Origin of the sequence: Kitasatospora sp. NPDC002040, from assembly GCF_040296785.1 — a bacterium.
GTDB lineage: Bacteria > Actinomycetota > Actinomycetes > Streptomycetales > Streptomycetaceae > Kitasatospora.
The window spans coordinates 616021-637290 of sequence record NZ_JBEOXV010000002.1 but is presented as its reverse complement, the minus strand read 5'-3'; the positions used below and the strand labels follow the sequence as shown (position 1 = coordinate 637290).

The 21270-nt window shown below is 72.6% G+C and carries 18 protein-coding genes; 7 read left to right on the top strand and 11 right to left on the bottom strand.

Annotated elements, in window-relative coordinates; all coding sequences use genetic code 11:
* Positions 1–5: 5 nt before the first annotated feature.
* Positions 6–692: an alpha/beta fold hydrolase gene (locus ABT118_RS08180; RefSeq protein WP_350645905.1), complete on the bottom strand. Its 687-nt coding sequence runs from the start codon at positions 690–692 to the stop codon at positions 6–8.
* A gap of 210 nt (positions 693–902) precedes the next feature.
* Here ABT118_RS08180 and ABT118_RS08175 point away from each other — a divergent pair, with 210 nt between their 5' ends.
* On the top strand, positions 903–3686 hold the full coding sequence (locus ABT118_RS08175) for an ATP-binding protein (RefSeq protein WP_350645903.1): 2784 nt from the start codon (positions 903–905) through the stop codon (positions 3684–3686).
* 24 nt (positions 3687–3710) lie between these two features.
* On the opposite strand, the gene ABT118_RS08170 is transcribed toward ABT118_RS08175, so the two are convergent.
* The 4 genes from ABT118_RS08170 to ABT118_RS08155 all read right to left on the bottom strand — a co-directional run bounded on the left by ABT118_RS08170 (position 3711) and on the right by ABT118_RS08155 (position 9110).
* Positions 3711–6008, bottom strand: coding sequence for a helix-turn-helix domain-containing protein (locus ABT118_RS08170; protein ID WP_350645901.1), 2298 nt, complete (start codon positions 6006–6008; stop codon positions 3711–3713).
* A gap of 677 nt (positions 6009–6685) precedes the next feature.
* Entirely contained in the window at positions 6686–7168 is a 483-nt protein-coding gene (locus ABT118_RS08165; protein ID WP_350645899.1) for an acyl-CoA thioesterase, read from the bottom strand.
* Positions 7169–7191: 23 nt separating this feature from the next.
* Positions 7192–8076 (bottom strand): class I SAM-dependent methyltransferase, encoded by an 885-nt coding sequence (locus ABT118_RS08160; protein WP_350645897.1) that lies wholly within the window; start codon positions 8074–8076, stop codon positions 7192–7194.
* Positions 8077–8156: 80 nt separating this feature from the next.
* Entirely contained in the window at positions 8157–9110 is a 954-nt protein-coding gene (locus ABT118_RS08155) for an acyl-ACP desaturase (RefSeq protein ID WP_350645895.1), read from the bottom strand.
* Positions 9111–9355: 245 nt separating this feature from the next.
* Between ABT118_RS08155 and ABT118_RS08150 the strand changes: the two genes are divergently transcribed.
* Positions 9356–10183 carry a class I SAM-dependent methyltransferase gene (locus ABT118_RS08150; protein ID WP_350645893.1) on the top strand — a complete coding sequence of 276 codons (828 nt, stop codon included), beginning with the start codon at positions 9356–9358 and terminating at the stop codon, positions 10181–10183.
* 55 nt (positions 10184–10238) lie between these two features.
* Here the strand turns inward: ABT118_RS08150 and ABT118_RS08145 are convergent, their stop codons facing one another.
* The 4 genes from ABT118_RS08145 to ABT118_RS08130 form a co-directional block, all read right to left on the bottom strand.
* Positions 10239–10364: a hypothetical protein gene (locus ABT118_RS08145; protein WP_350645891.1), complete on the bottom strand. Its 126-nt coding sequence runs from the start codon at positions 10362–10364 to the stop codon at positions 10239–10241.
* Positions 10365–10479: 115 nt separating this feature from the next.
* Entirely contained in the window at positions 10480–11142 is a 663-nt protein-coding gene (locus ABT118_RS08140; protein ID WP_350645889.1) for a hypothetical protein, read from the bottom strand.
* Positions 11139–11873 carry a MerR family transcriptional regulator gene (locus ABT118_RS08135; RefSeq protein ID WP_350645887.1) on the bottom strand — a complete coding sequence of 245 codons (735 nt, stop codon included), beginning with the start codon at positions 11871–11873 and terminating at the stop codon, positions 11139–11141. The genes ABT118_RS08140 and ABT118_RS08135 overlap by 4 nt, the downstream gene beginning before the upstream one ends.
* A 290-nt stretch (positions 11874–12163) precedes the next feature.
* Positions 12164–12868 carry an HAD family hydrolase gene (locus tag ABT118_RS08130; RefSeq protein ID WP_350645885.1) on the bottom strand — a complete coding sequence of 235 codons (705 nt, stop codon included), beginning with the start codon at positions 12866–12868 and terminating at the stop codon, positions 12164–12166.
* Positions 12869–12957: 89 nt separating this feature from the next.
* Here ABT118_RS08130 and ABT118_RS08125 point away from each other — a divergent pair, with 89 nt between their 5' ends.
* The gene (locus tag ABT118_RS08125; protein WP_350645883.1) at positions 12958–13686 is read left to right on the top strand and encodes a GntR family transcriptional regulator; all 729 of its coding nucleotides are present in this window, start codon (positions 12958–12960) and stop codon (positions 13684–13686) included.
* A 32-nt stretch (positions 13687–13718) separates the two neighbouring features.
* Here the strand turns inward: ABT118_RS08125 and ABT118_RS08120 are convergent, their stop codons facing one another.
* Together ABT118_RS08120 and ABT118_RS08115 are read right to left on the bottom strand one after the other, a co-directional pair.
* Complete coding sequence (locus ABT118_RS08120; RefSeq protein WP_350645881.1) at positions 13719–14810, bottom strand: zinc-binding dehydrogenase; 1092 nt, start codon at positions 14808–14810, stop codon at positions 13719–13721.
* A 119-nt stretch (positions 14811–14929) separates the two neighbouring features.
* Positions 14930–16990, bottom strand: coding sequence for an alkaline phosphatase D family protein (locus ABT118_RS08115; RefSeq protein WP_350645879.1), 2061 nt, complete (start codon positions 16988–16990; stop codon positions 14930–14932).
* A gap of 362 nt (positions 16991–17352) precedes the next feature.
* On the opposite strand from ABT118_RS08115, the gene ABT118_RS08110 reads away from it, so the two are divergent.
* The 4 genes from ABT118_RS08110 (at position 17353) to ABT118_RS08095 (ending at position 21124) form a co-directional block, all read left to right on the top strand.
* Positions 17353–18270 (top strand): phosphate/phosphite/phosphonate ABC transporter substrate-binding protein, encoded by a 918-nt coding sequence (locus tag ABT118_RS08110; RefSeq protein ID WP_350645877.1) that lies wholly within the window; start codon positions 17353–17355, stop codon positions 18268–18270.
* Positions 18270–19007: a phosphonate ABC transporter ATP-binding protein gene (locus tag ABT118_RS08105; protein WP_350645875.1), complete on the top strand. Its 738-nt coding sequence runs from the start codon at positions 18270–18272 to the stop codon at positions 19005–19007. Before ABT118_RS08110 ends, ABT118_RS08105 begins: the two co-directional genes overlap by 1 nt.
* Complete coding sequence (phnE, locus tag ABT118_RS08100; RefSeq protein ID WP_350645873.1) at positions 19004–19846, top strand: phosphonate ABC transporter, permease protein PhnE; 843 nt, start codon at positions 19004–19006, stop codon at positions 19844–19846. Before ABT118_RS08105 ends, phnE begins: the two co-directional genes overlap by 4 nt.
* Before the next feature lie 138 nt (positions 19847–19984).
* Entirely contained in the window at positions 19985–21124 is a 1140-nt protein-coding gene (locus tag ABT118_RS08095) for a PP2C family protein-serine/threonine phosphatase (RefSeq protein ID WP_502884497.1), read from the top strand.
* The last annotated feature ends 146 nt before the right edge of the window (positions 21125–21270 follow it).

Sequence of the window (21270 nt, the reverse complement as noted above, 5' to 3'; positions counted from 1 at the left end):
CGGGTTCAGCCGTGCGCGGCCCGCTTGATCAGGTCGGCGGTGGCGGCGACCTGGGAGAGGTAGACCGAGTGGCTGCCGGGCGTCTCGGCGGTGGTGGCCCCGATCCGCTCGGCCATCGCGCGCTGGGCCGGCGGCGGGATCATGCGGTCGTCGGCGGCGACCAGGTACCAGGACGGCTTGAACCGCCAGGCCGGCTGGGACACCGCGCCGTTGAGGGCGTCCAAGCCCCAGGGGACCTGGGAGTCGGCCATGAAGCGGGCCTGCGCCTCCGGCAGGTCGGCGGCGAAGGACTCGGGGAACCTGTCCCGGTCCAGGAACAGGAAGCCGTCGGCCGGCGGCAGGATCGGCGGCACCGGGGCACCCGGCGCGGGGTCGGCGATCAGGGTGGCCACCGATTCGCCCTTGTCGGGGGCGAACGCGGCGATGTAGACCAGCGCCGCCACCTTCTCGTGGGTGCCGGCCTCGGTGATGACCGCGCCGCCGTAGGAGTGGCCGACCAGGGTGACCGGACCGGGGACGCCCTCGATCACCTGGTGCGTGGTGGCCACGTCGCCCTCCAGGGAGAGGGTGGGGTTCTGGACGACGGCCACGTGATAGCCGTCGGCCTTCAGCGCGTCGTAGACGCCTTGCCATCCGGAGCCGTCCACGAAGCCTCCGTGGACGAGTACGACACTGCCGCGGGTCTGGTCCATCGATCCTCCAGTCAGGTGCGGGCCGGACAACCGGTCCCGCCTGTGACGGTACGAGCGGCCGTGCCGGAGCCGCTCCCGTCATCTGACGTAGTGGCATGGGGCACTGACGATTCGTCACCACACTTTTGCCCGTGGTTCTGCCTGGTTCACCGACCTGCCCGGCGACTTCAATGAAGCCATCTCGTACACCAGCGGTGGAGGCACGGCACCATGCTCGACGAATCGGCCCCGGACCCGACGCCCGGCACCCCGCACGGGACGCTGGTCGGCCGGTCGCCGGACCTGGCGCGGCTCGACGACTTCATCGCCGGCATCCCGGACGCGGGTGGATCCGTGGTGCTGCTGGGCGAGCCCGGCGTGGGCAAGACGGCCCTGCTGGGCGCCGCGGCCGCCGGGGCGACGGCCCGCGGGCTGCGGGTGCTGCGGGCCACCGGCGTCCAGTACCGTTCCCAGGCCAGCTTCTCGGTCCTGGTGCAGCTGCTGACGGCCACGCCCGAGCTGCGCGACGCCGTGACCGGGGCGCCGGTCCTGGCCACGGCCCTGGGCATCGAGCCGGGCATCGCCCCCGGCCCCGACGCGGTCGCCGAGGCCGTGGTCCTGCTGCTCAAGAACCTGTCCACCGTCCGGCCCGGCCTGCTGGTGCTCGACGACGTGCAGTGGCTGGACCGCTCGAGCGCCGCGGTCCTGGAACGGGTCGCGCGCCGGCTCGCCGGGACCGGTACGGGGTTGGTGTGCGCGGCCAGGCCGGGGGAGGGAAGCTTCTTCGACCACGGCGGCCTGCCGGTCCACGAACTGAACCCGCTGAGCCCGGCCGACTCCGAGGAGTTGCTCACCCGCCGGTTCCCGGCGCTGGCCGCGCGGGTCCGCCGCCGGCTGATCGCCGAGGCCGAGGGGAACCCGCTGGCGCTGCTGGAACTACCCGCCGCCCTGACCGACCCTCAGCGCACCGCCGCAGTGCCGTTGCCCCAGCGCATTCCGCTGACCCAACGGCTGCAGGCGGCCTTCGCCGCCCGTATCGAGACCCTGTCGGCCCCGACCAGGCACCTGCTGCTGGTCGCGGCGCTGGAGGGCAGCGGCAATCTGCAGGTGGTGCGGCGCGCGGTGGCCGGCCGGTGCGGTCTGAAGCACCTGGCGCCGGCCGAGCGCGTGCAACTGGTCCACATCGACGACGCCACCGGCCGGCTGGCCTTCCGGCACTCGCTCATCCGCTCGGCCGTGGTCGACCTGGCGACCAGCGACCAGCGGCGGAGCGTGCACCGCGCGCTGGCCGAGGCGTGGATCGGGGTGCCCGAGCAGCGCACCTGGCACCTGGCGAGGGCCGCGATCGAACCCGACGCGGAGATCGCGTCCCTGCTGGAGGAGGCCGCCGAGGTCAGCGCCCGCCGCGGCGACGGGCCGAACGCGGCGGGGGCCCTGGTGCGGGCCGCCGAACTGAGCCCGACCGGAGCGGAACGGGCCCGCCTGCTGGCCAAGGCGGCCTACGTCGGAGCCAGCCTGACGGGGAGTCTGAGGGAGGTTCCCCGCCTGCTGGAGGACGCCCGCAGGGCCGACCCCGAGACCGACTCCCTGCCCGCGGCGATGGCCGCCTCGGTGTTCCTGCTCAACAGCTACGGCGACGTCGACACGGCCTTCCGCCTGCTCAGTGGAGCCATCACCCAGCAACGGCGGTCGGCCCGGGGCCCGGACGCGACCGTGCCCGAGGCACTCGCGGCCCTGCTCATGGTCTGCGTGTACGGAGGGCGCCCCGAACTGTGGGCCGAGTTCGATGTGTTGGCGGCCGGGCTCGACCCGCTGCCCGACGCCCTCCACCTGCTGCGAACCGTCTTCGGTGACCCGGTGCGGGCCCGGCGGTCGGACTGGGAGCGGCTCGACGCCGCAGCCGCGGCGCTGACCGGCGAGCGCGATCCGGTCCGGATCCTGAAGGTCGCCACGGCCTGCGCCTACGGCGACCGCCTGAATCTGGTCGACGAGCCGCTGCGCCGGATGGCCGCCGGTGGCAGCCGGGGCGACAACATCCTCCCGGCGATCCAGGCACTGTCCCTGCTGAGCAGCCAGGCGTGGTTCTCCGGGCAGTGGCCGCAGGCCCGCCGCCTGTGCCGGGAAGCGCTGGAGCTGTGCGAGGAGTTCGGCTACCCGTTGCGGTCGTGGACGGCGAAGTTCACCCTCGGCTGCGTCCTGGCGGTCTGCGGCGAGTTCGACGCCGCCCGCCTGCTCGCCGACCAGATGGACCAGTGGGCCGGTGCCCGGCGGGCCGAGGCGGTACGCCGGTACGCCGCGCAGGTCAGGGCCACGATCGCCCTGGCGCGGGGCGAATTCGACCAGGCGTACCGGCACGTGGGCGTCATCTCGGTGCCGGGGACGCCGGCCCCCTTCGTCGGGCAGGCCCTCTGGGTGTTCCTGGACGCCGCCGAGGCCGCCGTGCGCACCGGGCGGGGAGAGCAGGCGCTCGGCCACGTGGCCGCCGCGCGGGCCGCAGGCCTGCACACCGTCTCGCCACGGCTGGAGATGGTCGTGCTGGCCGCGGCCGGTCTGGCCGCCCCGGACGACGGCGAGGCCCTGTCGCGGTACCAGGAGGCGCTGGCGGTCGGCGGCACCGAGCGCTGGCCGTTCGAACAGGCCCGGATCCGCCTCTACTTCGGCGAACGACTGCGCCGCACCAGGGCACCTGCCCAGGCCCGGGAGCACCTCACCGTCGCGGCCGAGACCTTCGACTGGCTGGGCGCCGCGCCGTGGGCCGTCCGCGCTCGCACCGAACTACGTGCCTGCGGCGCACCGGCCCACGGCACCGGGGACCGCAGCCTGCTGACGCCCCAGCAGTGGGAGATCGCCCGCCTCGCCGCCCGGGGGCTCTCCAACAAGGAGATCGGCGCCAGGCTCTACCTGTCGCCCCGCACCGTCTCCACCCACCTCTACCAGGCCTTCCCCAAACTCGGGATCACCAGCCGAGCCGCCCTCCGCGACGCACTGGAGCAGGCGGAACCGCCGGTCCACTAGAGCCCCACCCCGCGGCGGGGCCGCTCAGCCACCGCCCGTGCCGCCCCATGCCTTCAACAGTTCCTCCGTCGCTGCGACCTCCGCAGTGGCGTCCGCCACGGAGAACCGCTCGCGCGCCGCCTCCAAGGTCGAGGTGGCCTCGGCGAGTCGGCCTCGCTGGTGCTGGAGCTGGGCCAGCTTCAGCTGGACGCGGCCCTGATGGAGCGTCATGCCGGTGCGGCCGGCGTTCTCGGCGGCGATCCGGTAGGCCGACTCGGCCAGGTCGTACTGCCGGACCGCCTGGTGCGCCGTGGCCAGGTAGAAGTGACCGGACGTCAGCAGAACGTCGGCGACGCTCTGCCAGGCCTCGCCCGCCGGCGGGCGGCGGGCGATCTCCAGGCCCGCCTGAAGCTTCTCGATCGCCGCACCGGGTTCACCGAGGCTCAGCAGCGTGACGGCGACCGACATCAGGACGCTGGTGCGGCCGGTCCAGTCGCCGACCTCGGCGAACAGCCGCTCGGACTGCTCCGCGTACGGCAGCGAGGCTGCCGGATCGGTGGCCGTCAACGCTCGCGCTGCGAAGTGCAGGGCCCAGGCCTGCTCACGTGCCGCGCCGACCCGTTCGGCGATCCGTGCCCCCTCGAGAGCGAACGTCACAGCCTGCTCGGCCTCACCGCGCTCGGCCGTGGCCCAGGACAGGTTGTAGAGCTGCGTCGCGTGCGCGACCGGGTCACCGACCCGCTGCGCGGCCGCGGCGGACAGCGTGAACAGCTCGTACCAATGAGCCCACAGCATCCACTGGTTGGAGAACCAGTGCACCGCGTCCGCCGTCTCGACCACGAGGTGGTCCCAACCTTGCGCGGCGGCGACCCGGACCGCGCCGAACCAGTTGTCCGACTCGGCCCGCAGCCACGCCTCGGCCGCCTCCGAGGTGGACAGGTCCACCGGATGCCGCCAGCGCGCCGGCCGGGCACCGTGCTCGGGGTCGAACCACAGACCGGCGGCGGCAGCCACCTCCAGCAGCCACTCGACCATCGTCCGCGTCAGGGCCGCACGCTCGGCCGGCTCCTCCTCCGCCGCGAGGCGCTCGGCGGCGAACAGCCGGATCAGGTCGTGGAAGCCGTAGCGGCCGTCGTCGAACTGGGACAGCAGCCCCAGCTCGTGCAGCTCCTCCAACACGTCCTCGGTGTCCAGCAGATCCGCGGCCTGCGGCGACCGTGCTCCGCCTAGCACCGAGGCCAGGGCCACGTCGAAGTCCGGGCCCGGGACCAGAGCGAGCCGCCGGCACAGGCACCGGGCCGCCATGCTCAGCTGGTCGAAGGACATCCGGAACGCCGCCGTGACCTGCAGGTCGCCGGCCCGGATCTGCTCCAGACGCCGTCCGGAGTCGGCCAGTCGGTGCGCCAACTCCCTTGCAGTCCAAGCCGGTCGGCTGGCCAGCCGGTTGCCGACGATGCGCAGCGCCAGCGGCAGTCCGCCGCACACCGAGGCCAGCTCGTCGAGCCCCTCACCGCGCGGGCCGTCGACGTCACCGAGGATCGACGCCAGCAGCCGCCGCCCCTCCGCAGCCTCCAAGGTCGGCACCGGCAGCCGGTGGACGGCCTCCAGACCGGTCAGCAGTCGGCGGCTGGTCACCAGCACGAGCCCCGCGCCCGCGCCGGGAAGCAACGGACGCACCTGTTCCTCGTCCCGGGCGTTGTCCAGGATCAGGACGGCGGGGTACTGCTCGAACAACGTGCGGAACTGCCCGGCCCGGCCGTCGACTTCGTCGTGAATGTCCCGGTCCGCGACGGACAGCGCCTTGAGCAGCTGGAACAGCGCCGCGTGTGCCCCCAGCGGTTCGGGATCCAGCCCGCGCAGGTTGAGGTAGAGCACCTGGAGACCGCGCGAGCCGGCGATCAGCCGCGCCGCCCGGACCGCGAGGCTGGTCTTGCCGATGCCGCCAGGGCCGGACAGCACCGAGACCGGCGCCCCCGAGCCCGTCGTCGCCAGCGCGGCGAGACGGGCCAACTCGGGCTCCCGCCCCGCGAAATCCGGGACCTCCCGCGGCGGAACGCACCAGCCGGCCGGCGCCGTCACCGGCCGCGGACGCCCGGCCTCCGCGAGCTGCTCCAGCCGGACCCGGTCCGCCTCACCCAGCCCCAGCCCGTCCGCCAGCGCCGTGACCGTCCTGCGCTGCGGCCCGAGGCTCCGCCCCCGCTCCAGCCCGCCGATGGCCCGGACGCTGATCCCGGAGGACTCCGCCAGTGCCTCCAGCGTGAGCCGCGCCCGCTGCCGCAGCTGCCGCAGCTCCGTCGCGAACGTCTGCCCGGACTGCTCGGCCTGCCCGTCAGCACGTGCCATCCCGGCAGCCCCCTCCAGTGCGTGATCAGTGGCCCGACTGTAGTCCAGGACGCTGAACGGCGAAGGCCCAACAGCGAATCGGGATGCCGCAGCGGCTGACCTCAACTGACAGTCCGTCAGGCAGTGTCGTTGCCGATCGCACCGCTTCCGCCGGCCCGGGGCGCGGTCCTGCCGGCGATCGGGGCACGGACCGGCGATCCGGCACTACCGCCATGTCGGGGAGCTCCGGAACCGGAGCGGCGCACCAAGGGACCGACTGTCCGCCTCCAGGCCGACGACCTGCACGTTCTGACCGCGGCCCTGCACCTAGATGCGAAACCCTGCGAACCACCCACGTCCTGTCCCCGACACCGTTGCTGCCCTTGCCGGGTTCCGGGTCCGGGTGCGCGAGGATGCGGGGGTGATCGATGTCGAGGAGTTCCGACGGGTGCTGTCGGGCCCGGCGGACGGGGAGCAGCCGCAGCGGCCGGTCAGCCGGCTCCGTTTCGCTGCACGGGAGCCGGCGGCCTGGGAACCCGCGTGGACACTGCGTGGCTGGTTGCACTGGTTCGCGCCGGACGGCGATGCGCTGGAACGGGGACGGACCTGGTGGGACGCGGGAGCCGAGCAGCGGACCGGGTGGATCGACGTCACTGCCGAGAGCGTCCCGTTCGCCTCGGGTGCACTGCTGTGGCTGGTCAGAGCCGCCGGGGGCCGGCCGGTCCACTCGCGTTGACGTTCGGCGTTTCGATCATCATGCAGTCCTCCGCCTTCGCACTGCGGATGGTGGCCATGAGCGGGTCCGGTGGGCGACAAATGCGCCGTGACCCGAAATCCATCCAAGCCGAGAGGGAGTGGATCTCGGCAGCGATTTCCCCATCCGCACGGGTCAGGATCTGGCGGCTGCGCCAGCGGGTGCCGTCGTCCGTCATCGAGACGGTCTCGAAGGTCACGTCGACCCGCTGGGCCAGCAGGACCTCGCGCCGGTAGTGGATTTCCTCGTTGAGCAGCACGAGGCAGATCCCGTCCTTCTGCAGTTCCTGGATGTCCCATCCGGCCTCCTTCAGGAAGAAGAGGCGGGTGGTGGTCGCGTACTCGAGGTAACGGGTGCTCCGGAGGTGCCCGTTGATGTCGACGTCATCCCACCGGACCTCGAACCGCTTGCTGAACGCCGCAGTCATGCTTCCACCTCTCGGTTCCCGGTTCACCCGCGTACGGTTCGGCGCCGCTGGAAGGTGAGGCGCAACAGGGTGAGATACCCGGCGGTGAAGTGCTCGGTGCAGATGGCCAGGTAACGCTCGTAGTGGTTGACCGTCCGCTCGCCGACGAGGTCGGCGGCGGCGGCCCGGTGCCGCCGGAGCCGGTCGAGCCAGGCGGCGCAGGCACGGGCGTACTGGTCGGGGTCGGCCCGGTGCGCGACCAGGTGGAAGTAGGGGTCACCGGCCTCGACGATCTCGTCGAAGGCCGGGATCTGGGTGTCGGGGAAGATGGTGTTGAGGATGAACGCCGACTCCGCCAGTTCCCGGCGCTCGGTGATGTCCTCCGCGCGGGCACTGGTCTGCAACGACAGGCGCCCGTCGGGCGCGAGCCACTGGTGGCAGGTGGCGAAGAAGTGACGGTATCCGGCGACGCGCGCGCTCCGATGGCCGGCGCGGCCGGCGAAGTGCTCGAACGCCTCGATGGACACGATGGCGTCGTAGGGCGCACCGGGCCGGTGGTCCTGCCAGTTCTCCAGCCTGACGTCCACCCGCGGCTCACCCGCTGCACGTACGTGGGTCTGCTGGGCCGGGCTCAGAGTCAGTCCCACAGCGTGCCGGACCTGGTGGTGGGTGACCAGCCGGTGGAGCGTGCCGCCCCAGCCGCAGCCGATGTCGAGCACCCGCGCCGCACCGACCGCCCGGGCGTGGATGGCGTGGTGGTCGACCTTCCTGGCCTGCCCCGCCTCCAGGTCGTCGTCGAGCTCCCAGAGGGGGCAGCTGTAGGTCATGCTCGGGTCCAGCCACAGCGCGAAGAACTCGTTGGAGACGTCGTAGTGCCGGCGGATCGCCTCCGCCGCCGTTCCGTACCGGTCCCGCTCATTGGTCCTCATGCGGAGCCTCCTCTATGACCGAGACGATCGCGCCCTGGGCATTACGCCGGCCAGCCGTGTCCGTGTGGGCACGGCCATGGTCAGGCGGCCCTTCGTGCGGCGGCGGCCGATGACCGCGCGGCGGCGTCCACGATGTGCTGGGTCTGTCGTGCGGCCTGTGATCGCAGGTTCTCCAAGAATTGTTCGAGGCCCTCCAGGGCGGACCTGGCGGTGGCGTCGAGGCCCTGGGTGTCGAACAGCCGCCAGTGGCGGATCAGCGGCAGGACGACCTGGCGGTGGTGGATGTCCAGGTTGTAGATCCCGGCGCACGCGATCGCGGCGGACTTGCGCCCGAACCCGGGGATCACGTGACCGGGCATCTGGAAGGCCGAGACCTCGCGGCAGACCGCGCGCACGGTGGCACTGGGGTCGATGGCGAGGGCGGCACCGACCAGGTCACGGTAGAAGACCATGTGCAGGTTCTCGTCCGCCGCGACGCGCGCCATCAGCCTGTCCCCGCGCGGGCAGTCCATCAGCCGGCCGGTGTTGCGGTGCGAGATCCTGGTCGCCCGCTCCTGCAAGGAGGTGAAGGCGATGAACTCCACCACGTCCCGGGCGTGGGCCTGCCAGCCGATCTGCATGATCCGCATCCGCTGCCGCTCCAGCTCGTCCGCGTCCACGGCCCTGGTGGTCAGGAGGTAGTCGCGGATCGCGATGGCATGGCGCCCCTCCTCGGCCGTCCACCGGTGCAGCCAGGTTCCCCAGGCGCCGTCACGACCTGCCCGCCGTGCGAGCTCGAAGTGGTAGCTGGGCAGGTTGTCCTCGGTCACCAGGTTGATCTCCAGAGCAGAGCGGACACCCGGCGGCATCGCCGAGCCGGCGGATTCCGGCTCGCCGCGGTCCGGCATCCCTTCCTCGGGCGACTCGGAGGTGTAGTCACTACCCCGGCTCCACGGGACGAAGCGGTGGGGTATCCAGTCCCTGGTGGTCTCCAGGTGCCGGTTCACACCCTCGGAGACCCAGGGCTCCAGCTCGATGGCCATGTCCAACGTCATGGGCCGTTCCCTTTCGATCCGCATCGCACAGTCACCGCAGAGAATTCAGGAATGCTGCCCGGATGCGCTCACCGTAGGGCGGACCGTTCTCGGCGGCAAAGCGGGCCGAAGGTGTGTCCGTGCTGGTAGCGGGCCGCTCGGCGCCATACGATCGTGAACGATCCAATGGATTACTGGCCGCGCCCCGGAAAGCGGAATTCGGCCATCGGAGTCGGAGTGATACCGGCGGGGTGAGAGCGGGGAGGATGACGTCCGACCGTCGTCGCGCGGAAGCGCGCTCACAGTACGTCCACGCGGTCGGTGAGGAAGCCGCCGAGCGGCTGGCGATCGCCGGCGAGATCTACCTGCCCGCCACCACCGGGCTCCTGCGCCGGGCCGCGCTGGCGCCCGGAATGCGGGTTGCCGACATCGGTTGCGGCACCGGCAACGTGACCCGGTGGATCGCCGACATCGTGGGCCCGTCCGGATTCGTCCTGGGCGTGGACTGCAGCGCCGCCCAGTTGCTGGTGGCCCAGGCGCAACCGACGGCTTCGACCCCTCCCCGCTATCGGCAGGCCGATGTCCGTGACCTCTCCGCCCTGCCGCACGACTTCGACCTGGTCCTGGCCCGCTGCCTGCTACTGCACCTGGAGGACCCGGCAGCCGCGGTCCGGCAGATGGCCTCGCTCCTCCGTCCGGGCGGAGTCCTGTGCTCTCTCGAGCCGCACGTCCCCACCTGGTCCAGTCATCCCGCCCACGGCGCCTTCACCCGTCACGTGGACCTCTACCGGGAACTCCTGCGCCTCCGGGGCGGGCAGCCGGACCTCGCGCCCACAGTGCCCGGCCTGTTCCGTGAGGCTGCGCTCACCCAGATCACCATCAACGTCGCCCAACCGCTCCTGGTGAGCGCCCGCCACCGCGCTCACCCCGCGCTGACCACCCGCGAATGCGGGCCGTCCTACCTCGCCGCCGGTCTCATCGACGAACCCTCGCTCGCCGAGCTCGTCCGCGGGCTGGAGTCCTTCGCTGACGATGACGCCGACACGACCCTGTGTGCCGGGCTGGCGTTCCAGGCCACCGGAACGAAGGCCTGAGCCGGATTCGCCGAGCCGCAGTCGCCGCACTTGTCCTGATCGCGCTGCCGGCCGCCTATCGCTGTGGGGTGATCAGCACCCGGTCGCCCAGGTGGTCGGTGTGGTGGCCGGCCTCGGCCAGTACGGCCGCGAGTCGGAGCGTCACCGTGAACTCGGGTGACGTCACCGAGGCGCCGCCCATGGCTCGGGCCTGCTCGGCCGGATCGCCTGCGACGTTCGGGACATGGACCTGACCGCTGCCTCCAGCGACTCGTGTGACGTCACCGCGCCTGGTTCCTGACGTCCGCCGCCGCTGCTCACACGGCCTTCTGGGCGGGGCGTGGGTACAGGGCGCCGACGAGTGCGCGGGGGTCGTCGGCGTGGAAGCGGATGGTGCGGGCCTCGCCGGTGCTGCCGAGGGGGCGGGTGAAGACGACGGGGTGGTTCAGTTCCAGCGTCACCGCGGTCTGGCCGGCCACGATCAGGTCGAGCACGCCGTCGTCCGAGAGGGTCAGGAGCCTGCCCAGCGGGTAGCGGCGGTCGACCCGCGCCGAGGCGATCGCATCCGCCGGAACGGTCAGGTCGAAGAGGGCTCCGTAGCGGATCCGCAGGGAACCGTCGGCGCCGACCACGTGCGGCCGGGTCACGCATGCGGCCTGGAGGCCCAGCACCTGGAGGACGCCGTACACGTCGAGGACCAGCATCGCCAGGTGGACGGCGGGCCACGGGATCAGGAACGCCAGCGCGATCGTCTCGATCACCGAGACGCAGAGCAGTACGTACAGGAGTGCCGTCTGCGGGCTGGTGTATCCGGCAGCGTGGTCCCCGGGGCGGACGCCGTGCTTCCTGCGTGCGACCCATCGGCCGAGGGAGGCGGCCGCACGCAGCTCGTGCACCAGGAGACGACGGACCTGCACCGGCAGCAGGTCCCCGGCGGCGAGCCGGGCCGACCGCCGTCGTCGGGGTTCGACTGCGCTCATCCCCGGCCCCTTTCCGTGAACGCTGCCATGACCCTGCGGATGACCTCCGCCTGTGCGGGGGCGTACTCGGCGAGCAGCGCCTCCTGGAATCCCGCGTGAACCGGCCCCTCGGCGGGGACCGCTGCGAACACCTCGTCAGGAACGGCCGCCACCAGCTCGGCGGCGAGCGCCGGGATCCGCGGATCGTCGGTCGACGCCTCGTCGAGCTCGTCGAGACGTTCGTACAGCGCGAGCACCGCCGGGTCGGCCGCCAGCGGTCCGAGTGCGGCGTACACCTCCTGGCCGCCGGCGCCCGCCGTGTCGAGCAGGGTGAGGTGCTCGCGGTCCTTCGCGGCGGTGGGCGAGGCGGTGTGCGGGGCCTTCGCGAGGAGGGCGGCGAGCGCGGGGGACAGCGTTTCGGTGTCCCCCGGACCCGCGGCGAGCAGCACCGCGAGGCGCTGCTGGCGCTCCCTGATCCCGGCCTCCTGGCGGGCGAGGTCGGCGTCCAGCTCCTCCAGTACATCGGCCAGTTCGCGGCCCGCGTCGTCCGCGAGGACGTCGCGCACCTCGTCGAGGCTCAGCCCGAGTTCGGTCAGCCGCCGTACCCGGGCCAGCAGGACGGCGTCGCGGACGCTGTAGGCCCGGTATCCGTTGGGGCGCCGCTCCGGTTCCGGGAGCAGCCCGACATGGTGGTAGTGCCGGATCGCCCGGGTCGTGACCCCGACGAGCGCGGCGATCTCTCCGATCCGCATGACCTCAGTAGAAACCCTGCCGCTGCGACAAGGTCAAGCGGGCCGAAGCGCCTGTTCCCCGTGATCGCGCGCCAGTGGGCGGCCGGCTCCGCGAAGAAGGAGGGTTCGGCGCACAGGCCGCCAGGGCCGTCGCCGAGGTAGGTCCGGCTGCGCGGCGGCGTCCTCTGACGAGACACCCTGAAACGCCGTCACCGCCTGACCCGCGATCAGTTACTGATCACGACGGGCCACCCTCGCTGCGGCCTGGGCGCGGCCGTATGTCCCCACTTCCATGCGGCTCCCGGCCGGGTTCAGGACGTGGGGTCGAGGGAGTCGAGGAGGGCCGGAAGGGAGGTGATGCTGTCCAGGATGTGGGTGTGCGGGACGGTGGCGAAGTCGGTGTCGGTGTGGGTGCCGGTGCGGACGGCGGCGGCGATCCGGGCGCCCGCGCGGTGGGCGGCGAGCAGGTCGCTCGTGGTGTCGCCGGCAGCGGCGAGCCGGTGGACGGAGTCGGTGCCGGTGCGCAGCAGGGCGGTGAGCAGCATGTCGGGGTGCGGGCGGCCGCGGCCGGCGTCGGCGGGGGAGAGGGCCAGGGACACGAGCGACCCCCAGCCGAGGGTGCGGATGATGCGGTCACGGGTGACGGGGGAGAAGCCGGTGGTGAGGACCACGTGGCGGCCGGCGGAGCGCATGCGCTCGATCGCGTCGGCGGCTCCGGGGATCTCCCGGGCGCCTTCGGCGGCTGACGCTTCGTCGTACGCGGCTTCGAAGGCCCGGTTGCCGAGCGCGGCGCGGTCCTGGTCGCCGCCGGTCAGGGCGCGGAAGACCTCGATCTTCGACTGGCCCATGGTGTCGAGCGCGAAGGTCACGGCGGCCGCGTGCTCGGCGGTGCCCTCGGCGAGGCCGATGGCGTCCAGTGCTCGGTGGAAGGCCGCCAGGACGGTGCCGCCGTCCTCGACGGTGGTGCCGGCCATGTCGAGGCAGACGAGTCGGATGGCAGGGCGGGAGAGGGACATGACGGTCCTGTCGTGGAGGTGACGGGGGAGGGGCGAACTTGTCCTTACAAGACGCCGGGCGTTCACCCGTGCCCCTGTAGGGTCGGGCTGTGAAGGAATCACTGCACGGCGTCGTCGCCGCCCAGCTGCGCGGGCGCATCAGGAGCGGTTCGTTGAAGGTGGGCGAATTCCTGCCCTCGGAAGCCGAGTTGTGCGAGGAATTCGGAGCCTCGCGCACACCGGTGCGCCAGGCGCTGGCCACCCTCCGGGAGGAGGGGCTGATCAGCGGCGGCCAGGGGCGACGCTCGGTGGTGCTGGACGCGGTGCCCTCGCAGCCGTTCGAGTCGCTGCTCTCCTTCACCACCCGGGCCCGGCTGACCGGCCACACCCCGGGGCAGCGGCTGCAGGAGGTCGCCCTGCGCAGGCCGCCGACGGCGGTCGCCGCGGTACTGGAGGTCGAGGCCGACGCGCTGGTGGTGCAGCTGCTGCGGCTGCGCCTGCTGGACGGACGGCCGGCGATGCTGGAGCGGATGACGTACGTCGAGTCGGTGGGCCGGCCGTTGCTGGGCGCCGACCTCGACGCGGGCTCGATCTACGCGTTGCTCACCGCGAACGGGGTGGAGCTGGCCACGGCCCGGCACACCTTCGACGCGGTGGCCGCCGACGAGGTGGACGCGGAGTTGCTGGAGGTGGAGGTGGGGGCGCCGCTGCTGCGGGAGCGGCGGCTGACCACGGACGCCCAGGGGGTGCCGGTGGAGTGGTCGGAGGACCGCTACCGGCCGGACGTGGCCAATGTGACGGTCACCAACACCCGCTCGGCGCGGTCGGCGCAGCTGTAGGGGTGCCAGGATCCTCCGCCGGCTTCGCGCCGTCATGGGGCCGGTGTGGCGTGGGGGGCGAGCGCCTGGCGCGGTGCGGTGCCGGTGCGGGCCGCCTCGATGGCCTCGGCGATCCGTTCCAGCGGGTGCGCGGCGGCCACCAGGGAGGCGAACGGGAACGCACGGTGATGCTCCGTCAGGAAGCGGACGGCGGTGTCCAGGTCGTGGGGGTGGTAGTTGTGCACGCCGACCACGGTGTGCAGCCCGCGCACCAGGCGTTCGGGGTCGAGCGCGACGGTCGGGCCGGGGGAGACGGAGCCGACCAGGACGGCCCGTCCGCCGACGGCGAGTGAGTCCAGGCAGCGCTGGACGGCGGCGGGGTGGCCGGAGAAGTCCAGGGCGATGTCGGCCTCGGCCGGCGGCTCCGTGCCGTCGGAGACGGTGCCCGCACCGAACTGCAGGGCGCGGGAACGGCGTTCGGGGTCCGGGTCGACGGCGCTGACCTGCGCGCCGGCGGTGGCGGCCATCGCGGCGGCGGTCAGGCCGAGCATGCCAGCTCCGGTGATCAGCACCCGACGGCCGGCGAGCGTGCCGGTGCCGCCGACGGCTGCGAGCGCGGCTGCGACGGTGGCGGTGGCGCAGGAGGCGGGGCTGGCGACCTGGTCGGGCAGCCCGGCGGGGACGGCCACCACGGCGGTGCCGGCCAGCACCACGCAGTGGGTGGCGAATCCGCCGTTCAGCGGGGAGCGCTCGGACCAGGGCTCGTGGCCGTACTTGCGCAGGTGGAGGCACTTCTGCGGCAGCCCGTCCCGGCACCGCTCGCAGCGGCCGCAGGAGGCGGCCACCGACCAGACCACCCGCATGCCCGGCTCGACCGGCGTGCCGTCCACGCACCGCACCCCGCCCGTTCCCACACCCACCACCGTGCCGACCTGCTCGTGGCCCAGCAGGGAGGGCGCGGGGGAGGGGCGGCGGCCCTCGACGGTGTGCAGGTCGCTGCCGCACACGGTGGCCAGGTCGATCCGCACCAGCAGTTCGCCGGGGCCGGGGGTGCGGGCGGTGGTGCTGACCAGCAGGGAGAAGGGCCGGTCCACTCCTTCCCAGCGGGCGAGACGGACCGGGACCGTGTCAGGGGAGAAGCTCATGTCTCGAACTTGTCATGGAAACTCGTTCAGATCAAGTACTTGTCATGACAGGTTGGCGGAAGAATGGATGAACCCCCTGCCCCGCGCGGGCGGGGGCAGGGGGTACGGGGGACGGCGGGTCAGGGAGCCGGGTGGCCCAGCTCGGTGGCGGTGCGGCGGACCTCGAACAGCCGCTTGCCGTCCCGGTTGATCCAGGTGGCGGTGAGCGTGGCCGGGGAGACCGTGGTGTCCGCGACCAACTTCAGGAAGGTGTACGGCTGGACGGCGCTGGAGACCAGGGCCGGGTTGGCGGCGTTGAGGCCGGAGATGGTGCTCCCGTGCAGCGGGCTGACGACGAACTGCCAGAGGTCGTAGCCGATCCGGGGCCCGTAGTTGAGCGCCTGCGAGCTGTGGATGTCTCCGCTGACCAGGAAGCAGCCGGGGATCCGCTCGGCGGCCAGGAAGTCCAGCAGTGCGTCCTTCTCGTGCTGGTAGGTGGCCCAGTCGTCGGTCTCCGCGTTGCCCTTGTCGTCCCAGATCATGCCGGAGGCGATGGCCTTGAACGGGGCCGTGCTCGCGCGCAGCGCGGCCCGCAGCCAGTCCCACTGCAGCTGTCCGAGGCAGGTGGTCTTCGTCGGGTCGGCCCAGCTCGGCCCGGTGTTGCTGAACCACCGGGGATCGAGCAGGAAGACCTCGACCGGGCCGCGCCGGAAGGAGGTGTAGACGGCCTGGCCCGGGGTCCTGGCGGTCAGCCGGGTGCCGTCGTCGGCATGACCGAAGGAGGCGTTGGCACGGTAGTCGACGAAGGCGGTGCGGGTGTTGACCTTGCCGGCGAAGGAGCCGTTGACGCTGTTGCCACCGAAGTCGTGGTCGTCCCAGGTACCCCAGGTCGGCATGGTGGCGACCATCCGGGCGATCTCCGGCTGGGCGAGGAACTCCCGGTGCTTGGTGCGCGCCACCGCCAGGTCGCCGGAGTCGACGTACGGGGTGTCCCCGAGCAGGACGAAGCTGTCGCAGCCCTCGTTCACGATCCGGGTCCACACCGTGTTCGGGGTGGACGGGGCACAGGAGCCGAGGCCCATGGTGACCACGGCGGCCGCGCCGTCGGCCGGGGCGGTGCTGAAGGAGCCGGCCAGCGGGGTGAACCCGGGGGCGCCCTGGACCGGGGCGATCGTGAAGTCGTAACGGGTGGCGGGCTGCAGACCGGGGACGTCGGCCAGCAGGGTGTCGTCGTTGGCGGCGGACACCGGCACGTCGACGGCGGTGGACCAGCCCGCCGCCGTGCGCACCGTGCAGCGCCAGACGGGGTAGACAGCGGTGTCGAGGCCGGGACGGGCCCAGAGCCGCGCGGTGGTGGTGCCGACGTGCCCGACCAGTGGGCCGACCGGCGGCTGGGCCGGCATCGGGGTGGGCGGGACCGCGGGGGCGGTGCCCGCGCGCACCTGGGCGACGTACCCTGCGAGGGCGGTGAAGAAGGTGACGCTGTCCTGGACGGCGGTCGCCGAATGCAGGGCGGTACCAGCGGAGTTGAAGCACTTGTCGACGGTCAGGCTGGTCACCAGGAACCGGCCCGCGCCGTGCGCCCCTTCGAGCAGGCACGGGTTGGTGCCGCCGGTGGTGCAGGCCATCAGCACCCGCATCGAGCGCCAACTGCCGACGGTCTCCCAGCTGACCCGGATGTTGGAACTGCGGCCGGTGAACAGCTTGCCGGAGCGGACGGGCAGGGCCGAGACCAGCGGGTGGTCGGCGGCCACCGCCAGCACGGTGTCGAAGTCGGTGTCGGTGCGCACCGCGCCGAGCGCGGGCGGCAGGTAGGAGACCGTCGCGCCGAACTGGTCGGACTGGGCGAGATCCAGCACCACGCCGCCGGCGGCCGCGAAGTCGCGCAGCGAGGCGGCCTGGGCGGCGACGTAACTCGGGTACTGGGAGCCGTTGTTGGTGAAGCTGCCGAAGGCGATCAGGTCGACGCCCTGGGCGGTCGCGGAGCGGCCGGTGTCCAGCGGGACGACCGTGAAGCCGGCGCGGCGCAGCAACTCGGCCAGGCCGGTGGCCTTGGTCCACTGGTCGGTGTACTCCAGGACGGCGGCCCGGAGTTGGCCGGTGGTCGCGGCGTGGGCGGGGAGGGCGGTGGCGACGGCGGTGGTCAGCGCGGCTGCGCCGCCGACCAGGAAGGACCGTCGGTGGATTCCGTCTGGGCTCATGGGTGGCAACGGTCGCAGCGGAGGTCACCAAGCGGCAAGTACATATCACTACAAGTCATGCAGTGTTCACTCGTCGAGATGCGGAGTGGATCGGCCGCCGATCGGGCTGATGCTGTCACTTCCAGGGATGATGCGATGTCATGCCCGCCTCGGAGTGGTTCCCATGGGCCCCCTTGAGGTGGAGTGATGGGGCTACGGGCAGGTGAACGACAGATGACTTGTCACAACAAGTGGTTGACCTGGCGTGCCGGAGCTGACAGCTTTTCGGTGCCGGCCCCAACCGCGGTGCCTCCCCGGCCACACCGGTCCACGCCGCACCCCGCCAGCCCGGCCCCTCCCCGCTGCTCACCCCGGAGCCCACCGTGCGTCTTCGCCCTGCCCTCCTCGCCGTCACCGGCGTTCTCACCGCCGTCTCCCTCACCGCCTGCGGCAGCGGCGGCGGTACCTCCGCCGACGCCGGCGCGTCCGCCACCTGCCCCGGCGGGAAGATCCGCTTCGGCGTGGAACCCTTCGAGGACCCGGCCAAGCTCACCCCCGCCGCCAAGGTCCTCGCGGAAGCCCTCGGCGAGCAGCTGCACTGCCCCGTCCAGCTCGCCGTCACCGAGGACTACGCCGGTGAGGTCCTCGCCCTGCAGAACGGCAAGCTCGACATCGCACTGTTCGGCCCGCTCGGCTACGTCTTCGCCCACCAGCGCGCCGGGGCCGAGGCCGTCGCCTCCTTCGGCGACAGCAGCGGCAAGGTCTCCAGTTACACCGCCGGGCTCTGGGTCCCCGCCGACTCCCCCGTCCGCGAGGTCAAGGACCTCGCCGGGCACTCCCTCGCACTCTCCTCGGTCGGCTCCACCTCAGGCGACGCGCTGCCCCGCAAGGCCCTCGCCGACGCCGGCCTGAAGACCACCGACCTCAAGACCAACTACGCCGGCGGCCACGCCGAGGCACTGCTCGCCCTGGCCAAGGGCACCGTGGACGCCGCCGAGATCAACTCCCAGCAGCTGGCCAGCGCCACCCAGTCCAAGACCTTCGACCCGGCCAAGTTCCGCAAGATCTGGGCCTCCGATCCCATCCCGAACGACCCCATCGCGCTGCGCAAGAACCTGGACCCCGCGTTCAAGAAGGCCGTCACCGACGCCCTCCTGCACCTGCCCGCCGACAAGGTCGGCCAGCTCGGCGCCCTGCTGGCCGTGAAGCAGGCCGCACCCCTGGTCGCTGTCGACAAGTCCACCTACCAGCCGCTCTTCGACCTCGCGGACACCCTCAAGCTGACCGACAAGGACCTCTGATGCTCGAGCTCTCCGGCATCACCGTCCGCTACGGCCCGAAGCAGGTCCTGCACGGCATCGAACTCACCGTCCCGCGCGGCCAGTTCCTCGCCGTGCTCGGCGCCAACGGGTGCGGCAAGTCCACCCTGCTGCGCGCCGCCGCCGGGCTGGAGCCGGTGGCGGAGGGCACGGTGACCGTCGACGGCCGGGCGGGAGACCCGCTCGCCCTCGCCATGGTCTTCCAGCAGACCCACCTGGTGCACCGGCGCACCGTCCTCGACAACGTCTGCGCCGGGGCCCTCGGGCGGCTGCCGCTGCGCCGCTCGCTCACCCCCCGGCTGTTCCCGCCGGAGCTGCGCGAGGAGGCCATGGCCTGCCTGGACCGGGTCGGCCTGGCCGGCCGGGCCCACGACCGGGCCGGCCGCCTGTCCGGCGGCCAGCAGCAGCGCGTCGCCGTCGCCCGTGCCCTGTGCCAGCGCCCCGACGTCCTGCTCGCCGACGAACCGGTCTCCGCCCTCGACCCCGCGGCCTCCGAGCAGGTGCTCGCGCTGCTGGCCCAACTCGCCCACGAGGAAGGGCTCGCGGTCGTCGCGGTCCTGCACCAGCCCTCGCTCGCCGCCCAGCACGCCGACCGGGTGGTCGGCCTGCGCGAGGGCCGCGTCGTCCTGGACGGCCCGCCCGGCCAGAACCTCGACTCCCTCTACCAGCCCGCCGACCGGACCACCCGCCGGCCCGCACTCGCCGAAAGCCCGTCATGACGACCGCACCCGCCCGCGACGGCGTCCGCCGCCTCCCCGTACCGCCCCGCCCCCGGCGGAGCCCCCGCACCGTCGCGACGACGGCGGTCCTCCTCCTGCTCATGGCCGCCGTCCACGCGGTGGCCTGGGACACCACCGAGATGTCGTTCACCGCACTGGCCGAGGGCTGGCAGGGCATGGCCTCCTTCCTGGACGAGGCCTTCCCGCCCCGCCTGGACTGGGCCGTCCTGAAGACCAGCTCCGCCGCCGCCCTGGTCACCCTCTGGATCGGCCTGCTCGGCACCACCCTGTCGATCCCGCCGTCCCTCGCCCTCGCCCTGCTCGCCGCCCGCGACGTCGCACCCAACACCTGGGTCTACCAAGCCGCGCGCTCCGTGCTCTCCTTCCTGCGCTCCGTCCCCGACGTGGTCTTCGCGCTGGTCTTCGTCACCGCCGTCGGCCTCGGCCCCTTCCCGGGCGTTCTGGCTCTCGTCGTCCACAACGTCGGCGTGATGGGCAAGTTGTGGGCCGAGGCGATCGAGGACGCCGACCCCGGACCGTCCCGGGCCCTCCGGTCGGCCGGCGCGAGCCGGGCACAGGTCGCACTGCACGCCCTCCTGCCGACCGTCACCCCCAGGCTGGCCGGGCTCCTGCTCTACCGGCTGGACGTGAACGTCCGTGCCTCACTGATCCTCGGACTGGTCGGCGCGGGCGGCATCGGCTTCCTCATCAACCAGTCGATCAAGCTCTTCCGGTTCGACGAGATGCTCACCCACATCCTGGTGGTGCTCGTCCTGATCGTCGCGGTCGACCGCCTCTCCGCGACCGTCCGCCGCCGCCTCGCCCTGGACCCGAAATAGGAAGGACCGTCTCCCCGTCGGACACCGGCAACGCCGACCGGCGGTCCGTACGGACGGAGCGCGTGGGCCGCAGGTCCGTTTCGTGAGCCCCGGCGTGGCCCGGGGGCGCGTGCGGGCAGCTGGGGGTATGCAGGAGTCATGGACGTTCGGCGACGTCTCGCGGATCTCCGATGGCCTCGGCAGCAGAGCCGCGCGCTCGTCGCCATCCCGCTCGTCCTGATCGTCGTGATCTCCGTCGTGGACATCCTGGCGCCGTCCGAGGTCCACCTCGGGCCGCTCCTGGTCGCCGCCCCCGCGATCACGGCCTCGTTCGCCGGTCCGAGGACGACCGCCGCCGTCGGAGCCCTCGCCGTACTGGCCCAGAGCATCGTGGCAGCAACGCGGACCACCCTGCTGGACCTGAACCACTCGGTCCAGATCACCTCGCTGGCCCTGATCTCCGCGCTCGTCACCCTGTTCGCCCACCTCCGTGAGCAGCACGAGAGGAGGATGACCCAACTGCGGTCGGTGGCCGAAGCCGCGCAGACGGTGGTCCTACGGCCGCTGCCGCACCGGATGGGCCCACTCCGGATCGCCTCCGTCTACCTCGCGGCGGAGGCCGAGGCGCAGATCGGCGGCGACCTCTACGCGGCCGCGCGCACCGCCCGGGGTACCCGGTTCCTGGTCGGTGACGTCCGGGGCAAGGGCCTGGCAGCGATCAGCGACGCCTCCCTGCTGCTCGGGGCATTCCGGGCGGCGGCCTACCGGCAGCCCGACCTCCCCACCCTGATCACCCACCTGGAAGGGGCCGTCTTCCGCGACCGCGAGGATCCCGACACCCCCGTGGAGCGGAGCGAGGAGAGCCAGGAGTCGTTCATCACCGCGGTCCTCCTCGACATCCCCGACACCGAACCGGCCATCCACCTGGTCGACTGCGGACATCCGCCGCCGCTGGTCCTGCGCGGCGGTCGGGTGACCTCCCTCGACGTCAGCCGACCCGCCCCGCCGCTCGGCCTCACCGGACTGCTCGGCGACGACTTCGTCGTCGAGACCTTCGCCTTCGAACCCGGCGACATCGCGCTGCTCTACACGGACGGGGTGATCGAGGCCCGCGACCGTTCAGGAGCCTTCTACCCCCTGGCGGAACGGATCGCCTCCTGGCCGCCCTGCGATCCGCAGACCCTCCTGCGGCGCCTGTGCGCAGACCTCGTCGCCCACGCCGGCGGGCGGTTGGGCGACGACGCGGCCATGGTGGCCGTGGAGCGCCTTCCGGCAGCGCCCGAACCCGACGGCCCGTGACACGGCGGTCAGGATCTCCTCCCGTACCTGCTTCGGCCCGAACGGCCAGGTGCCCTCCTTCCGGGCCCAGACCAGGAAGGCGCCGCAGCCGGCCGCGACCCGGAGCAGAGAGAGCTCGATCGGGTGGAAGCCGGGAGCGTTCCGGT